The following is a 15,587-nucleotide window of genomic DNA, read 5'->3' on the forward strand; positions in this document are numbered from 1 at the left end:
ATCAGAAATGCATCCGGTTCTCCGCCAGCTCATAGAGCCGGCGCCAGACGAAATGGTTCATGCCCATCACGAACACGCACATCACGCCGATGCCGAGCGCGATGCGCGGAAAGTCGCCGATGGCCGTCATGTGGGCGATGTAGCTGCCCAGGCCCGCGGCCTGCAGCGTGGTGTCGCCCCAGGTCACGTACTCGGCCACGATGCTGGCGTTCCATGAACCGCCGCTGGCGGTGATGGCGCCGGTAACGAAACTGGGGAACACCGCCGGCAGCAGGTAGCGGCGCCACCGCAGCCAGCCGCTCAGGCCCAGGTTGCCGGCCGCATAGCGCAGCTCGGTCGGCACGCTGGAGGCACCGGCGATCACGTTGAACAGCAGATACCACTGCGTGCCCAGCACCATCAGCGGCGCCAGCCAGATGTTGGGATTGAGATGCCAGCGCACGATGAACAGCACCGCCACCGGAAACATCAGGTTCGCCGGAAACGCGGCCATGAACTGCGCCACGCCCTGCAGCCGCCCGGCCCAGCGCGGGTTCATGCCAATCCACACGCCCACCGGCACCCAGACCAGCGCCGCCAGCGCGATCAGCACCAGCACACGCACCAGCGTGTAGAAGCCCAGGACGAACACATGGGCGACCTCGGACCAGCCGACCTCCGCGTGGATGAAGCGCGCGAGCCACAGCGCCGCCAGCAGCACGGAGGCCGCCAGCGTGGCGTCCCACACGCGCTCGACGGCGGCGTTGGCCGGACGCGGACGGGCCTTGATCGAGGTGCCGTCGTGGTCGCGCCCGAAGAGCAGCAGAGAGCGTTCGAGCAGCCGCGCGACGGCCTCGCCGACGAGCTTGAGCCGGTCGGTGCGGCGCAGCCAGGTCAGCAGCCAGGAGTTCGGCGCGTCCTCGCTGCCGCCTTCCTCGAAGCGGAACTTGTCGGCCCAGGCGATCAGCGGGCGAAAGAAGAGCTGGTCATAGAGCGCGATGCCGATCAGCATGCCGCCCATGGCCCAGCCGATGGCGTGAAGGTCGCGCGCCTCGATCGCCATCGCGATGTACGAGCCCACGCCAGGCAGCTTGATGTTCTGGTTGGACACCGAGATCGCCTCGGAGGCGACCACGAAGAACCAGCCGCCGGACATCGACATCATCATGTTCCACAGCAGCCCCGGCATCGCGAAGGGCAGCTCCAGCCGCCAGAAGCGTTGCCAGCCCGAGAGCTGGAACACCGCCGCCGCCTCCTGCAGCTCCGCCGGCACGGTGCGGAAGGACTGGTAGAGGCTGAAGGCCATGTTCCAGGCCTGCGAGGTGAAGATGGCGAAGATCGCCGCGCATTCCACACCCAGCAGGTTGCCCGGGAACAACGCGATGAAGCCGGTGACGGTGATCGACAGGAAGCCCAGGATCGGGATGGACTGCAGGATGTCGAGCACCGGCACCAGCACCCGCTCGGCCGCGCGGTACTTGGCCGCCAGGGCGGCGAAGCAGCAACTGAAGATCAGCGACGCGCCGAGCGCGAGGAACATCCGCAGCGTGGTGCGCAGCAGGTAGTAGGGCAGCATCCACGGGTCGAGGCTGATCGCCAGCGCCTCGCCCACCTCGTAGGGCCGCGCCATCTGGGAGCCGCCGAAGGCCAAGCCGAAAAGCAGCGCCAGCACGATCGGCAACAGGGCCCAGTCCCAGCGGTTGCCGCCGGAGGCCACAACCTGGCGGGGAAAGAATCGTTTGTCGAGCATGAGGCAGCGGGGCGCAGGATCGTTTCGCAGACCCATGCCCGCGGCGGGGGCCATTGTGCCTGCGGCACATGGCACGATCCTGACTGCGCGCGGCGGCCGATGCGCCCGCGCAACTGCGGCCGCGGCTCAGGCCAGGGCTGTCGACGCGGGCTGCGCGCCGGCGATCTGCCGCAGCGCGCGCTCGAACACCTCCACCGGCTGGCCGCCCGAGATCAGGTGCTGGTTGTTGATGATGATGGCGGGCACCGAATGGATGCCGGCATCGGTGTAGAGGCGCTCGCGCTCGCGCGTTTCCGCCGCGAACTCGTCACTCGCCAGGATCTCGCGCGCCCGCGCGGGATCGAGTCCGGACTCGGTGGCCAGGCGCACCAGCACTTCCAGGTCGGAGGGGTTCTCGCCATCCGTGTGGGTGGCCTTGAGCAGCGCCTTCTTGAGCGCGACCTGCTTGGCCACGTCTTCCAGCTCGGCCCAGTGCATCAGGCGGTGAGCGTCGAAGGTGTTGTAGATGCGCGGGCGCCCGCCTTCGGCGAACTCGAAACCCACCGAGGCGCCGCGCGCGCGGATGGCCGCGCGCGACTGCGCCTGCTGCTCGCGCGACGAGCCGTACTTCTGCTGGATATGCTCGAAGGTGTCCTGGCCCTCGGGCGGCATCTGCGGGTTCAGCTCGAAGGGCTGGAAGTGCAGCTCGGCCGTGATGTCGGGCGCGACGCGTTCGAGCGCGGCTTCGAGGGCACCCAGGCCGACGGCGCACCAGGGGCAGGAAACGTCGGACACGAAATCGATCTTGAGGCGAGAGGTCATGGGGGGTTCGGGGGTCGGGAGGTTGGGGTTCCTGTGGGAAGGGACGCGGGCTCGATGATGGGGTCGACACGGCTTCTTCCACCGGGCCGCGCCCTATCACCCCACTGCTGTCGCAGTCGCCGCGCCCGCCGTCACAGGCTGCGCCAGAAATCGATAAGCAGTTGCGTGAACTCCACCGGCCGCTCGACCGCGCTCAGGTGCGCCGCGTCGATGGTCGCCAGCCGCGCGTTCGGAATGGCGGCCACCATCGCCTCCGACATGGCCGGCGGCGTGGCCTCGTCGCGCAAGCCGGCGATGACCAGCGTGGGCACGGAGATGCGCCGGTTGCTCTCGCGGAAGTCGATGGCGGCCACCGCCTCGCAGCTCGCGATGTAGCCGGCCGCATCGGTGCGCTCCAGCGTGTCGCGCAGCATCTTCGCGCACGCCGCGCCCTCCGGGGTGCCGACGAACTCGGGCGTGAGCCAGCGCGAGACCGCGCCGGGCGCGATCGCCGCCACGCCCTGCGCGCGCACCGCCTCCACGCGCGCGCGCCAGGGCGCGACGTCCGGGTAGTGGGCCGAGGAGTTCGCGATCACGACGGTCTTGAGCAACTCCGGGTACTTCAGCGCCAGCGCCTGCGCCGTCATGCCGCCCATGGACAGGCCGACGAAATGCACCGGCTCGCCCCCGGCCTCGCGCGCGATCAGAGCCGCGGCGTCGTCGGCCAGGTCCTCCATGCCGAGCGGGCCGGCCACCACCTCCGAGCCGCCCTGGTTGCGGTGGTCGTAGCGCAGCACCGTGTGGGCGCGGGCGAGCACCGTGGCGACGCCGTCCCACATGTGGAGATCGCAGCCCAGGGCATGGCTGAGCACGACGATCGGACCGCCGCCCTCGCGCAGGGTGTTCAAACGGGTCATGGTGTTTCCTTTCGCTGATGTTGATGTTGAAGACGTGGCAGCCAGGTAAAGGCGATCAGTACCAGCGTGGCTCCCGCGAGCGCCATCGGCACGACCATCGGCCAGGCCCCGTTGCCGAGGTCGGGCCGCACGAAGAGGGCCGCCGTCTGCCCGACGGTGAACGCGACCGCCATCATCCCGAATCCCGACCACGATACCGCCCGGCCCGCCAGATGGGGCAGGTCGCCGACGGCGCCGGCCTGGCCGCAGGGCTGGTGGATGCCATGGCCGATGCAATAGATGCCGTGGCCCAGCAGCAGCGGCCAGGCCGACAGCGGCGCGAGCCAGCAGCCCAGGGCCTGCACCATCGGACCGGCCAGGCTCAGCAGCGAACCCATCTGCACCGTGCGAACCGGCCCCTTGCGCGTCAGCAGCCGGCGGCACAGCGTCGTGCTGAAGATGTAGACCAGCGAGCCGCCCGCGGGAATCAGGCCGTACTGCGCCGGCGAAAAGCCGAGGTAGCTGATGTAGACCATCGGCGAGAGCAGCAGGAAGCAGAAGAGCCCGCCATAGGTCGTCGCGGCCACCGAGGCCCAGGCCCGGAAGCTCTGGCTCGCGAACACCTCGCGCACGCTGCCGCGCGGCGCCGACGCGCCGGATGCGGACTTGCGCGTCTCGCTGAAGTTGCGCAGGCACAGCCACCACAGGATGAAGGCGTACACGGCCATCCCGCCCAGCACCCAGCGCCAGCCTTCGCCCTGCACGGCGAAGGCGCCCAACACCGGCGCGAACAGCCCCACGACACCCAGGCCGGTGAGCGCGCGCGCCATCACGTGCGGCCCTTCGTAGGCCGGATAGACATCGCGCACGGCGGCGCGCGCGCAAACCAGGATCGCCGCCATCGAGAAACCCTGCAGCGCACGGCCTGCCACCAGCATCGGAATGCCGGTGGAGAGCATGCAGGCCAGGGCAGCGAGCGTGTAGCACGCCAGGCCGGTCAGGAGCACCGGCCGGCGGCCGAAGCGGTCCGACAGCGGGCCGCACGGCAGCTGCCCGAAGCCGAAGGCGAGCACGAAGACCGTGAGGCTCGCGCTGGCCGAGCCCAGCTCCCGGGCGATGGCCGGGAGCGCCGGAAGGTAGCTGTCGGTCGCCACCGGCTGCGCCGCCAGAAGCAGCGGCAGCAGCAGCGCGAAGGAGATGCCGCCGCGGGCGGCAGCCCCGGTCACCGGGCCGGGTCCGCGAGCAGCCCCTTTTCGCGCAGGATGCCGCCGGCGATGCCGAAGGCATGGTTGGCGACCGGCACGCCACAGTAGATGGCGGCCATCATGATCACTTCCTTGATGTCCTCGGGCGTGAGGCGCGACTCGGGCGGACCGTCGAGCGCCGCGCGCACATGCATGGCGAACTCCTCGTAGGCATGGATGCCCAGCATCATCGACAGCACCATGAAGCGCCGCGTCTTGTCGCCGATCGCGGGGCGGCCCCAGATGTCGTTCCAGGCGTGGCGCGTGATGAGTTCCTGGAACTCGCTGTTGAAGGCATTGCGGTTGGCCAGCGACTTGTCGACCCAGGCGTCGCCGAGGATGCGGCGGCGGTTGAGGAGGCCGGCTTCGTAGTCGTCGGCGGGCTTGGAGGGTGCGCTCATCTTGCGGTGTCCGGTGGATTGTCGAGTTGGGCCTGCAGGGCCAGGACCTGGGCCAGCGTGAGGGTGGCGGCATGCTCGGCCAGGGCGGGGTCGAACCATTCGTCGGCCGCTTCGCGGGGGAGTTCGGCGCGCAGGCGGTCGATGTTGGCGCGCATGCGCCCCGCGTCTATTTGCAGGCCGGGCAAGGCGCCGGCCAGCGCGCGCGCGCTGCCGTGGGCGGACATTAGCAGCTGGGGCCATTCGGCCAGCTCGGCCTGCCAGGCGCCCAGCGCGCGCTCGTGCTCCTGCGGCATCGCCGCCAGCAGCGCGGCCACGCGCTGCGGCGCGCGCTGGGCGGCGGCGAGCGCGATCATCGAGGCGACCGGGTTGCGCTTGTGCGGCATGGCGGACGACCCGCCGCGCCCCGGCTCGCTGGGCTCGGCCACCTCGGCGACCTCGTACTGCCCCATCAGCGCGATGTCCTTGGCGATCTTGCCGAGGCTGCCGACCATCAGGCCCAGCTCGCAGCCGAGGCCGACCCATTCGTCGCGCTGGGTGTGCCAGGTCGCCCCGGGGTCGCCCAGGCCCAGCTGGCCGGCCATGTGCCTGCGCACCGCCGGGCCCTGGCCCTTCATCTGCGCCAGCGTGCCGACCGCGCCGCCCAGCTGCACCTGCAGCGCCCGCCGCGATGCCACCGCCAGCCGCTCGCGAGCCCGCACCAGCGGCGCCGCCCAGCCCGCGCACTTGAAGCCGAAGCTGGTGACCGACGCCGGCTGCATCAGCGTGCGCGCGAGAATCGGCGTCTCGGCGTGCAGCCGCGCATGCCGCAGCAGTGCCTGCGCCGCCTTGGCCAGGTCCGCCTCGATGACGCCCATGGCCTCGCGCGTGACAAGCGCCATCGCGGTGTCGATCACGTCCTGGCTGGTGCTGCCGAAATGCACGAAGGGCACGGCCTCGGCGTTGAACACGCCCACCGCCTCCTTGAGGCTCTTGACCAGCGGGATCGCCACGCTGCCGGCACGGCCGCTGTCGCGCACGATCTTGGCGACATCGAAGAGCTCGACCTTGCAGCTGCCGACGATGGAGTGCGCCGCCGACGCGGGAATCAGGCCTTCGGCCGCCTGCGCGCGCGCCAGGGCGGCCTCGAAGCGCAGCATGGCGGCGACGAAGTTGTGGTCGCTGAAGGCGGCCAGTGTTTCGGAAGTGGAGAGGAAACCCTCGAAGATGCTCATGAAAGGCAGGAATCAATAGGCCAGTTGCGCCACCGCGCGCAGGTCTTCCGGCGTCGCGGTGCCGTAGCCGAAGAACTCGAGATAGGCGGGGATCATTTCGAAAAGCATGTCGGTGCCGACCTGGACCACGCAACCCTTGTCGCGGGCGGCCCGCAGCAGCGGCGTGTATTCGGATTTCATCACGACTTCGCCCACGAAGGCCGAAGGCGCGATGCGCGCGACGTCGAAGGGTAGCGGATCGCCCTCCTTCATGCCGAGCGGCGTGGCATTGACCACCACATCGTAGCCGGCCGGATCGTTGGAGCCGGTGGCGACGCTCAGCTTGGAATAGTGCGCGCGCAGCCGGGCCGCCAATGCGTCGGCCGAGGCGGCGCTGGCGTCGAAGAGCGACAGCTGCGCGACCCCCGCCGCCGCCAGCGAGGCCGCGATGGCAGAGCCCACGCCACCGCAGCCCGAAACCAGCACGCGCGCGCCTTCCAGCGCGCGCCCTTTGCGCAGCACGCCGCGCACGAAGCCCGCGCCGTCGAACTGGTCGCCCACGAGCTTGCCGTCCGGGCGCCGGAGGACGGCGTTGCAGGCACCGGCGATCCGGGCCGTGGGCGTGACTTCGTCCACCAGCGACATGGTGGTGATCTTGTGCGGCATCGTCACCAGCGCGCCGCGAATGTTGGTCAGCCGGAACAGCGCGGCGAAGAAGGCCGCGTAGTCCTCGGGCTTGACGCCCATCGGCACGACGACCGCATCGATGCCCTGCTTGTCGAACCAGGGGTTGTAGATCATGGGAGCCTTGAAGCTCTCCGTCGGGTAGCCGAGGTGGGCGATGAGGGTGGTCTTGCCGGAGATCATGATGTCCTTCAGTGGGTCATGCGGGGATGGATGGATGCGGCGGCACGTCGATCGGCGTCGGCTTCGGCTGAAGTTGCATCACGGTGGGAAGGCCTTCGCGGAACAGCGGCCAGTGCGGCAATCCATCGCCGTTCGGATTGCCCGTCCTGGCGAACCGGGTCCAGTAGCCTTGCATGATGTCCGTGACCCGGTCGTCGTCCTCGCCCCAGTCGCGCGTGAGTTCGCGCGTGGTGCCGAAGATGTAGGGATATTCGGAGCTGTGGAACACGCCCAGTCTGGTGGCCGGGTCGGCTTCGCGGTATCGCTGCCCGGGACGGAAGGGCTGCATGTGCGCGAAGTGATAGAGGAAGGTCGGCGCCACCGGCGCGTGCGCACGCGCCGCCGCATGCACGCCGGCGGCGAAGATCGGCCCGATGGCCGGCGGGAAGGTCGTGCCTTCGTCGCGGTTCCAGCCGGTCAGCAGGGGCACGGGCTGCTGCTCGCCGGCGGCGAAGACTTCGGCCAGGGGCCTGGGCAGGAAGCGGCCGTCGGCGATCGGCATGAAGCGCGCGGACTGCGCGAGATAGCGCCGCAGCAGTTCCTGCGCGCTCAGCTCGCGCAGCGAGGCGATGGTCGCGCCTTCGGCGAAGCGCAGGCCGGCCGCCTCGGCCGCCGCGAGACTTTCGGTGGGGCTGATGCCGAAGCTCTGCGCGATCGCATGCCTGAAGAGACCGCGCGCCTCGGGCGACGCCATCAGCGCGATGATGCCGTGGGCGCCCGCGGACTGTCCGAACACCGTGACCCGCGCCGGATCGCCGCCGAACGCGGCGATGTTGCGCTGGACCCAGCGCAGGGCGGCCGCCATGTCCATGAGCCCGTAGTTGCCCGAGGCGCCCTGCTCCGCCTCGGCGCCGAGCCCGGGATGCGCCATGAAGCCGAAAGGCCCGAGACGATAGTTGAGGGTGACGAGCACCACGCCGCGCTGCGCGAGATTGCCGCGCACGAAGACCGGGTTCGCGCCCGAGCCCTGCTGGAAGGCGCCGCCGTGGATCCACACCATGACCGGCAGCGCCGCATCCGGACTTTCGGCCGGGGTCCAGACGTTCAGGTAGAGGCAGTCCTCGCTCATCGGCTGGACGCCGGCGAACTCGGCGTAGACCGAATCCGCCGCCCGGCCCGGTTGCACGCATTGCGGGGCGAAGGTCTTGGCCTGTCGCACGCCCTCCCAGGCGCGCGCCGGCGCCGGCGGGCGCCAGCGCAGATCGCCCACCGGAGGCGCCGCGAACGGCACGCCCAGCCAGGCGCGCACGCCGGTGTTCTCGTCGCGCAGGCCGGCCAGCAGGCCGGACTCGATGCGCACGGGCGCTTCGACGGGCATCGTCGACATCAGGCACGCGCCTTGGGCTTCTTGCCGAGTTCGCTCATCGGCAGCTTGGCCGTCTCGCGGCCCGTGAGCGCGGAGATGGCGGCAATCACGCAGGTGGCGGTCACCAGGCCGGCGACCGGCATCCAGCCGTCGGGCCCCTCGCCCATGACGGCGGCGCTGACGCTCGGGGCGAAGCCGCCGAGCGCGAAGCCGATCTGCGTGCCGATCGCCATGCCCGAGAGCCGCACGCGGGTGTCGAACATCTCGCCGTAGAGCGAAGGCCAGATCGCATTGGCCGCGCTGTAGACGATGCCCGCGGTCAGGAGCCCGAAGACGAAGATCAGCATCAGGTCGCCCCGGCTGATGGCCCAGAGCGTGGGCCAGATCAGCACCGCGCAGCCCAGCGCCCCGAAGATGAAGACCGGCTTGCGCCCGATGCGGTCCGACAGCATGGCCCACAGCGGAATGGCCGCCAGCGCGACGACGTTGGAGCAGACCAGCAGGGTCAGCATCGTGGCCCGCGGGATGTGCACGGTGTTCACCGCATAGGACAGCACGAAGATGCCGAAGATGGTGCTCACGACCGACACCAGCGCGCAGAAGATCACGCGCAGCACGGCGGGCGTGTGGTCGCGAAACAGGATCGCGGCGGGCAGCTTGACGGTCTCGTGCGCCTCGGCCTCTTCCTTGAAGGCGGGTGTCTCGGGCAGGGTGCGCCGCACCCAGAAGCCGATCGCGACCACGATCGCGCTCAGGAAGAAGGGCACGCGCCAGCCCCAGCTGAGCAACTGGTCCTCCGGCAGCGCGGCGATCGGCAGGAACACGATGGTGGCCAGGATGAAGCCCATCTGCGTGCCGCTCAGCGTGAAGCTGGTGTAAAACGCGCGCCGATGGGCCGGCGCGTGTTCCAGCGTCATCGAGTTGGCGCCGGCCTGTTCGCCCGCGGCGGAGAGGCCTTGCAGCAGCCGCAGGGCCACCAGCAGGATCGGCGAGGCGATGCCGACCTGCCCGTAGGTCGGCAAGGCGCCGATGAGGAAGGTCGAGATGCCCATCAGCAGCAGCGTGAAGGTGAGCACCTTCTTGCGGCCGAACTTGTCGCCGACATGGCCCATGAAGAAGGCGCCGATCGGCCGCGTGATGTAGCCCACGCCGAAGGTGGCGAAGGCCGCCACGGTGGCGAGCTTGGGATCGACGTTGGGAAAGAAGATCTTGCCGAACACCAGCGCCGCGGCGGTGCCGTAGATGAAGAAGTCGTAGTACTCGACCGCGCTGCCGATCCAGCTCGCGAAGGCCGCCTTCTTGGGCGATCGGACGACCTCGGGTTCGTGGAACGCGTGTGCGTCGTTCATGGTGATGGCCACGGGTTTGTCTCCTTGGGGGGTGGGTGATTCGTTCGTGGTGCCGCGTTCAAGCCACGTTGGCGGAGTGGTAGCGCAGGGGGTGGCGGATTTCGCTCGCCATCGCGGGCGGGTAGATGAGTTCGCGCAGGAAATCGGCATCGGCCCGGACCGCGTTCGCCGCTTCCTTGTGGCCGAAGAAATCGAGGTAGTTCGGCATCTGCTGGATCAGCATCTCGAAGCCGGCCTGGGCATTGAGGCCGCGCGCGCGCGCGGCGCGCACCAGCGGCGTGGGCTGGTTGCGCAGCAGGATATCGAACAGCGCCGCGTGCGCGTCCATGCGCGCGACGTCGACGGGCAGCGCATCCTCGGGCGTGAGGCCCAGCGGGGTGGCGTTGATGACGAGGTCATAGCCCGCGGGGTCGCTGCTGTCGGCCACGACCGTGGTCGCGTCGAAGAAGGCATCGAGCTGCGCCGCGACGCCGGCCGCCTTGCCCGCCGCGAGGTCGAAGAAGGCGATGTGCTCGGCCCCGTTCACCGTGCCGCCCTCGGCCAGCGCGACGCCGATGGCTGCCGCGCTGATGCCGGCGCCGAGGATCAGCACGCGCTTGCCGCGAAAGGGGATGTTGTAGTGGTCGAGCGCGCCCAGCAGGCCCTCGCCGTCGAACAGGTCGCCTTCGAGTTCGCCGTTGTCGATGCGGCGCACCACGTTGACCGAACCGGCCACCCGGGCGAACAGGCCGCAGCCGTCGAGCAGGTCGAGCAGCAGCGGCTTGTGCGGCGGGGCGATGGCCATGCCGCGCACGTTCCTGGCGAGAAAGGCGGCCTTCACGAACACCGCCAGGTCGCGCCGCGCCACCTGGACCGGCGCCATGACGGCGTCGATGCCGCAGCGTTCGAAAACACTGTTGAACATGCGCGGCAGGCGCACATTCGTCACCGGATCGCCGGGGAGCAGATAGAGGGCGGTGCCGCCTGCGATGTGGGGGAACATGGTGTGCTTGTCTCGCTTCGAGTTGTTCGGCAATCGCGCAATTTGCTTGGAAGCGGCGCTACTTTAGTGTCAGCCCCCGGACACGCGAAGCAGATTGCACCTCGTGCGTTCGCTCAACGAACCATGTTGATCGATAATCGAACGAATTTCGGGTTTCTCCCTGGGCCCAGCGGGCCCAGGTCTCCCACGATCCATTCCGCCGACCCCATGACCGCCGATTCCCACCCCGCCCCGACCGAACTCGACAAGCGCGACTGGATCGCCGGCCTGGAACGCGGCGTATCGGTCATCGAGGCCTTCGACGACGCGCATGCGCGCATGACCGCCAGCGAGGCCGGTCAGCGCACCGGCATGACGCGCACCGCCGCGCGGCGCTATCTGCTCACACTGCAGCACATGGGCTATGTGGCCAGCGATGGCAAGCTCTTCTGGCTCACCCCGCGGGTGCTGCGGCTGGGCCAGTCGTACCTGGAATCGGCGCGGCTGCCGCGCATCGTCCAGCCCTTCCTGCAGCGCGTGGCGGCGGGCACGCACGAGATCGCCTACCTGAGCGTGATGGACGGCGACGAGGTGGTCTACATCGCGCGCAACGGACCGAATCGCAACATGAGCACCGGCTATGTGCTGGGCGCGCGCGTGCCGGCGCAAGTGACGGCCGCGGGCATGCTGATGCTGGCGCTGCGCGGCGACGAGGAGCGCGCCACCTGGCTCGCGACCCATGAACTCGCGGTCTTCACGCCGCACACGATCGCCAGCAAGGAGCGCATGAAGCTCGAGCTGGCACGCATCAGCGCGCAGGGCTGGGCGCTTTCCGAGCAGCAGCTGGACCTGAATTCGCGCGGCATCGCGGTGCCCTTGCGCGACCGGCACGGCGAGGTGGTCGGCGCGCTGAACGTCACGATGCCGATGGGCCACGAGGCCAGCGAGGATGCGGTGGCGCGCGTGCTGCCGGTGCTCCGGGAGACCGCGCAGGCCATGCGAAATCTGATCTAGAGCTCGCCCCGGGCTTCGGCCACATTCCTGCGTTTCCTCGGGGTTATCCCTAGCAAAGTCGACGGGCTCGGCTTCTATCATTTGTTCAACTTGAATTAATTAAAAGCCGATGGCCCTCGGGTCTCGGGGGATGCCAGGAGACAGGTCTTGAAAGCAGTCGGTCCCGGTCGAGGCACGAACTCGGTCAACCTTCGCCTCTACAACGAGCGCACGCTGCTGCAGCGCCTGCGCCGCGCGGGCGAGGCGTCGAAGGCCGATCTGGCACGCTGGGCGCAGCTGACGAACACCGCCGTCGGGAGCATCGTCCAGTCGCTCGAGGAAGCACGCCTCATCGAACCCGCCGGCCGCCGACAGGAAGGCCAGCGCGGCCAGCCCGCCGGGCTCTACCGCGTCAATCCCGAAGGCGCCTACGGCATCGGCGTTCGCCTGGACCGCACCGGCATCGAGACGGTGATGATCGACCTCGGCGGCCACATCCTGGCGCGCAAGTCGCACGACCTGCTGCTGCCCCACCCCGACGAGACGCTCGCGATGGTGCGCAAGGACGTGGCGGCCATGATGAAGAAGCTGGACGAAGGGCAGCGCGGCCGCTTCATGGGCATCGGCATCGCGCAGCCCTACAACCTCGGCAGCTGGCTGCGCGAACTCGACCTGAAGGCCGACTTCCGCATCTGGGACGAGGTCGATTTCGGCGTCATGCTGGCGGAGGCCCTGCAGCAGCCCGTCTTCAAGGAGAACGACGGCAACGCGGCCGCGATCGCCGAACTGTTCTTCGGCGTCGGGCGCGAGGAGAAGGATTTCCTCTACATCTTCATCGGCGCGGCACTGGGCGCCGGCGCCGTCCTCGGCGGCGAGAGCCTGCGCGGCGCCAGCGGCAACGCGGCCGACCTCGGACTGATGCCGGTGCCGCCCAGCCGGCTCGACTCGGCGCCGCGCACGGACCGGCGCTGGGACATCCTGCTGTCGCGCGCCTCGCTCAATTCGCTCGCGCGCCATCTGCGCCACCACGGACTGGCGGTGCACAACCACCAGGACCTCGAAGCCGCCATCGCGGCCGGCGGGGCGGAAGTGAACGAATGGCTGGACGACTGCGTCGACGCGCTGGTGCCCTCGGTGCGCGCCACGCTCGCCGTGCTCGACCTGCCGGCTGTGGTGATCGATTGCGACGTCGACTCGGGCCTGGTCGCCGAGCTGATGAAGCGCATCGACGCGGGCCTGCGCGCCATCGCGCCGGAGGCCCGCCAGACGCCGCGCCTGCTGCGCGGCAGTTTCCGCGCCGACGCCGGCGCCGTCGGCGCCGCGAGTCTGCCGATGTTCTTCAACTTCTCGCCGCGCGCCGACGTGCTGCGCGGCCGTTCGCACCGATCCACCCCGGAGGCTGCAGATGTCTGAACCCACCCACCATGCACAGGCCGGCAAGACGGCACGCCAGTTCACCGTCGACAAGCCGTCGACGCTGATGCGGCGCGACAATGGAAAGGACCACACGTGCTGGTCCGCGCCGCGATGAGCCCCGAGACCCAAGGAGAATCCGCCATGTTCGTCGTCTGCGGTGAAGCCCTGATGGATGTGTACATGGGCGAATCCACGCCCACCGGGCTGACGCTGGATGCGCGCATCGGCGGCTCGCCGCTCAACGTGGCGCAGGGGCTGGCGCGGCTGGCGCGGCCGGTGGCGTTCCTGACCGGGCTGTCGACCGATGCGCTCGGCGAGCGCCTGCTGGCCTCGCTGCGGGCCGAGCAGGTCGACACTTCGTTGGTGCTGCGCAACGACGCGCCGAGCACGCTGAGCGTGGTCAGCCTGGACGCCCACGGCGTGCCGCGCTACGCCTTCCACGGCAAGGGCGCGGCAGACCGGCAGATCACGCACGACACGCTTCCCGCGCTGCCGCCCGCGGCTCGGGTGCTGCAGTTCGGCTCGTACGCGCTGGTGGTCGAGCCGGTGGGCAGCGCCCTTCGCGGCCTGGCGGCGCGCGAGCGCGAGCGGCGCCTGATCGCCTACGACCCCAATGTGCGGCTCAACGTCGAGCCCGATCTCGCGCACTGGCGCGCGGTGGTGGACGAGATGGTCTCGGTCGCGCACCTGGTGAAGGTGAGCGACGAGGACCTGGGCCTGCTCTACCCGGACGAGACGCCGGAGCAGGTCGCCGCACGCTGGCTCGCCCAGGGCGCCGCGCTGGTGGCGGTGACGCGCGGGCGCCATGGCGCGAGCGCGTGGACCCGGACGGCGCGCGCCGACGCGCCCTCGCCGCCGACGCAAGTGGTGGACACGGTGGGCGCGGGCGATACCTTCCAGGCGGCGCTGCTGACCTGGCTGGACGAGCATGGCGCGCTCACGCCGCAGGCGCTGGCGGCGCTCGATGCCGCTTCGCTGGGCGAACTTCTGAGCTTCGCCGCGCGCGCCGCCGCCATCACCTGCTCACGCCGCGGCGCGGACATGCCGCGTCGCGCCGAACTGGGCTAGCCTTTCGGCTCAGACGTGCCCGAGGATCGGGTGCGGCCTGTAAGGCGCCTCGAGCCGCGCCACTTCGTCGGCGGTGAGCGGAACGCCCAGCGCCGCGACCGCCTCGTCCAGCTGCCAGTTCTTGCTCGCGCCCACGATCGGCGCGCTCACGCCCTTGTGCAGCAGCCATGCATAGGCCAGCGTCGCGTGGCTCAGGCCCTTCTCGGCCGCCAGATCACCGAGCACTTCGACCACCGCGAAGTCGCTCTCGCCGTAGTAGTACTTCTGCGCGATGTCGTCGGTCGCGGCACGGCCGCTGCCGCCGCCCGACTTGTCGTCCGCCTTGCGGTTGCCGGCCAGAAAGCCCCTGGCCAGCGGGCTCCACGGCGTCAGCGCCACGCCCTGGTCGCGGCACAGCGGGATCATCTCGCGCTCCTCTTCGCGGTAGGCCAGGTTGTAGTGGTTCTGCATCGAGACGAAGCGCGTCCACCCGTTCTCCCTGGCCACCTGCTGCGCCTTGGCGAACTGCCAGGCGAACATGCTGCTCGCGCCGATGTAGCGCACCTTGCCGCTCTTCACGATGTCGTGCAGGGCTTCCATCGTCTCTTCGATCGGCGTCTCGTGGTCGAGCCGGTGGATCTGGTAGAGGTCGATGTAGTCGGTGCCCAGGCGCTGGAGAGAAGCATCCACGGCGTGGAACAGGCGCTTGCGCGAAAGGCCATCGGCATTGGGCACCCGGGCCGGCTTGGCGGCCGCGCTGTTGCCGCCCTTGAAGTCGAGCGAGACGGGGTAGTAGACCTTGGTCGCGACCACCGTTTCCTCGCGGCGGCAGAACTCGCGCACGAACTTGCCGGTGAGCACCTCGGATTCGCCGGCCGAGTACATGTCGGCGGTGTCGAAGAAGTTGATGCCAAGCTCGACCGCGTGCCTGACCACCTCGCGCGAGGGGCCCTCCTCCATGACCCACGGGCGCCAGCGCGACGTGCCGTAGGTCATCATGCCCAGCGCGATGCGCGAAACCTTCAGGCCGCTCTGGCCAAGCCGCACGTAGTCCATGGTTGCGAAGTCCTTCGAAGAATGATCCGGCCGCAAGCATAGGGAACTTCATGCGTCCCTGCCGGGCGCCGCGCTAGGCGCCGGCGGATGCGGCCTCGGCACTCTCGCGCGCATCCGTGCCGGTCAGCGCCATCGAGACCATCGGCTCGCGTGCGGCATCGGCGCGCTTCTTGACGGACCTTGGCTTGCGCGCGGCCGGAGCCTCGGCATGACGCACGTCGATCTCGAAGCCGGGCAGCACGAGTTGGTCCTTGGAGATTGTCTTTGCGCGCATGGGAAACCACGAAGTCGGAACCCCCCTACCTTAACGCCT

16 protein-coding genes are annotated in these 15,587 nt (G+C 69.6%); 4 read left to right on the forward strand and 12 right to left on the reverse strand.

Annotated features, from left to right (window positions below; all coding sequences use genetic code 11):
• Window position 1: 1 nt before the first annotated feature.
• The 10 genes from AC1DNF_RS16700 to AC1DNF_RS16745 form a co-directional block, all read right to left on the reverse strand.
• The gene (locus tag AC1DNF_RS16700) at window positions 2–1,729 is read right to left on the reverse strand and encodes an ABC transporter permease (protein ID WP_478149726.1); all 1,728 of its coding nucleotides are present in this window, start codon (window positions 1,727–1,729) and stop codon (window positions 2–4) included.
• A gap of 126 nt (window positions 1,730–1,855) precedes the next feature.
• Window positions 1,856–2,530 carry a DsbA family oxidoreductase gene (locus AC1DNF_RS16705; RefSeq protein WP_478149727.1) on the reverse strand — a complete coding sequence of 225 codons (675 nt, stop codon included), beginning with the start codon at window positions 2,528–2,530 and terminating at the stop codon, window positions 1,856–1,858.
• 131 nt (window positions 2,531–2,661) lie between these two features.
• Complete coding sequence (locus AC1DNF_RS16710) at window positions 2,662–3,426, reverse strand: alpha/beta fold hydrolase (protein WP_478149728.1); 765 nt, start codon at window positions 3,424–3,426, stop codon at window positions 2,662–2,664.
• Window positions 3,423–4,631 carry a multidrug effflux MFS transporter gene (locus AC1DNF_RS16715; protein ID WP_478149729.1) on the reverse strand — a complete coding sequence of 403 codons (1,209 nt, stop codon included), beginning with the start codon at window positions 4,629–4,631 and terminating at the stop codon, window positions 3,423–3,425. Before AC1DNF_RS16715 ends, AC1DNF_RS16710 begins: the two co-directional genes overlap by 4 nt.
• Window positions 4,628–5,050, reverse strand: a complete 423-nt coding sequence (locus AC1DNF_RS16720; RefSeq protein WP_478149730.1) for a carboxymuconolactone decarboxylase family protein — start codon at window positions 5,048–5,050, stop codon at window positions 4,628–4,630. Before AC1DNF_RS16720 ends, AC1DNF_RS16715 begins: the two co-directional genes overlap by 4 nt.
• Window positions 5,047–6,261, reverse strand: coding sequence for a 3-carboxy-cis,cis-muconate cycloisomerase (gene pcaB, locus AC1DNF_RS16725; RefSeq protein WP_478149731.1), 1,215 nt, complete (start codon window positions 6,259–6,261; stop codon window positions 5,047–5,049). Before pcaB ends, AC1DNF_RS16720 begins: the two co-directional genes overlap by 4 nt.
• Window positions 6,262–6,273: 12 nt before the next feature.
• On the reverse strand, window positions 6,274–7,107 hold the full coding sequence (locus tag AC1DNF_RS16730) for a shikimate dehydrogenase family protein (protein WP_478149732.1): 834 nt from the start codon (window positions 7,105–7,107) through the stop codon (window positions 6,274–6,276).
• A 16-nt stretch (window positions 7,108–7,123) separates the two neighbouring features.
• Window positions 7,124–8,473 (reverse strand): carboxylesterase/lipase family protein, encoded by a 1,350-nt coding sequence (locus tag AC1DNF_RS16735; RefSeq protein ID WP_478149733.1) that lies wholly within the window; start codon window positions 8,471–8,473, stop codon window positions 7,124–7,126.
• Window positions 8,473–9,813 (reverse strand): MFS transporter, encoded by a 1,341-nt coding sequence (locus tag AC1DNF_RS16740; protein WP_478149734.1) that lies wholly within the window; start codon window positions 9,811–9,813, stop codon window positions 8,473–8,475. Before AC1DNF_RS16740 ends, AC1DNF_RS16735 begins: the two co-directional genes overlap by 1 nt.
• A 46-nt stretch (window positions 9,814–9,859) precedes the next feature.
• Window positions 9,860–10,783: a shikimate dehydrogenase family protein gene (locus AC1DNF_RS16745; protein WP_478149735.1), complete on the reverse strand. Its 924-nt coding sequence runs from the start codon at window positions 10,781–10,783 to the stop codon at window positions 9,860–9,862.
• Between the two features lie 207 nt (window positions 10,784–10,990).
• Here AC1DNF_RS16745 and AC1DNF_RS16750 point away from each other — a divergent pair, with 207 nt between their 5' ends.
• From AC1DNF_RS16750 to AC1DNF_RS16765, 4 genes are all read left to right on the forward strand, one after another.
• Complete coding sequence (locus AC1DNF_RS16750) at window positions 10,991–11,776, forward strand: IclR family transcriptional regulator domain-containing protein (protein ID WP_478149736.1); 786 nt, start codon at window positions 10,991–10,993, stop codon at window positions 11,774–11,776.
• A gap of 147 nt (window positions 11,777–11,923) precedes the next feature.
• Window positions 11,924–13,168 (forward strand): ROK family protein, encoded by a 1,245-nt coding sequence (locus tag AC1DNF_RS16755; RefSeq protein WP_478149737.1) that lies wholly within the window; start codon window positions 11,924–11,926, stop codon window positions 13,166–13,168.
• A complete protein-coding gene (locus AC1DNF_RS16760; protein WP_478149738.1) occupies window positions 13,161–13,286 on the forward strand; it encodes a hypothetical protein in 126 nt (41 codons plus the stop codon). The genes AC1DNF_RS16755 and AC1DNF_RS16760 overlap by 8 nt, the downstream gene beginning before the upstream one ends.
• A gap of 26 nt (window positions 13,287–13,312) precedes the next feature.
• Window positions 13,313–14,239 (forward strand): carbohydrate kinase family protein, encoded by a 927-nt coding sequence (locus AC1DNF_RS16765; RefSeq protein WP_478149739.1) that lies wholly within the window; start codon window positions 13,313–13,315, stop codon window positions 14,237–14,239.
• Window positions 14,240–14,248: 9 nt separating this feature from the next.
• On the opposite strand, the gene AC1DNF_RS16770 is transcribed toward AC1DNF_RS16765, so the two are convergent.
• Window positions 14,249–15,274, reverse strand: coding sequence for an aldo/keto reductase (locus AC1DNF_RS16770; protein ID WP_478149740.1), 1,026 nt, complete (start codon window positions 15,272–15,274; stop codon window positions 14,249–14,251).
• Window positions 15,275–15,347: 73 nt separating this feature from the next.
• A complete protein-coding gene (locus AC1DNF_RS16775) occupies window positions 15,348–15,548 on the reverse strand; it encodes a hypothetical protein (RefSeq protein ID WP_478149741.1) in 201 nt (66 codons plus the stop codon).
• Window positions 15,549–15,587 lie beyond the last annotated feature (39 nt).

The organism is Variovorax sp. 01T432 (assembly GCF_056398605.1).

Excerpts from the sequence above, each read along its gene's own strand:
- AC1DNF_RS16700 (WP_478149726.1), bottom strand. The coding sequence starts at position 1,729 with ATGCTCGACAAACGATTCTTTCCCCGCCAGGTTGTGGCCTCCGGCGGC.
- AC1DNF_RS16705 (WP_478149727.1), bottom strand. The coding sequence starts at position 2,530 with ATGACCTCTCGCCTCAAGATCGATTTCGTGTCCGACGTTTCCTGCCCC.
- AC1DNF_RS16710 (WP_478149728.1), bottom strand. The coding sequence starts at position 3,426 with ATGACCCGTTTGAACACCCTGCGCGAGGGCGGCGGTCCGATCGTCGTG.
- AC1DNF_RS16720 (WP_478149730.1), bottom strand. The coding sequence starts at position 5,050 with ATGAGCGCACCCTCCAAGCCCGCCGACGACTACGAAGCCGGCCTCCTC.
- pcaB (WP_478149731.1), bottom strand. The coding sequence starts at position 6,261 with ATGAGCATCTTCGAGGGTTTCCTCTCCACTTCCGAAACACTGGCCGCC.
- AC1DNF_RS16730 (WP_478149732.1), bottom strand. The coding sequence starts at position 7,107 with ATGATCTCCGGCAAGACCACCCTCATCGCCCACCTCGGCTACCCGACG.
- AC1DNF_RS16735 (WP_478149733.1), bottom strand. The coding sequence starts at position 8,473 with ATGTCGACGATGCCCGTCGAAGCGCCCGTGCGCATCGAGTCCGGCCTG.
- AC1DNF_RS16745 (WP_478149735.1), bottom strand. The coding sequence starts at position 10,783 with ATGTTCCCCCACATCGCAGGCGGCACCGCCCTCTATCTGCTCCCCGGC.
- AC1DNF_RS16750 (WP_478149736.1), top strand. The coding sequence starts at position 10,991 with ATGACCGCCGATTCCCACCCCGCCCCGACCGAACTCGACAAGCGCGAC.
- AC1DNF_RS16760 (WP_478149738.1), top strand. The coding sequence starts at position 13,161 with ATGTCTGAACCCACCCACCATGCACAGGCCGGCAAGACGGCACGCCAG.
- AC1DNF_RS16765 (WP_478149739.1), top strand. The coding sequence starts at position 13,313 with ATGTTCGTCGTCTGCGGTGAAGCCCTGATGGATGTGTACATGGGCGAA.
- AC1DNF_RS16770 (WP_478149740.1), bottom strand. The coding sequence starts at position 15,274 with ATGGACTACGTGCGGCTTGGCCAGAGCGGCCTGAAGGTTTCGCGCATC.
- AC1DNF_RS16775 (WP_478149741.1), bottom strand. The coding sequence starts at position 15,548 with ATGCGCGCAAAGACAATCTCCAAGGACCAACTCGTGCTGCCCGGCTTC.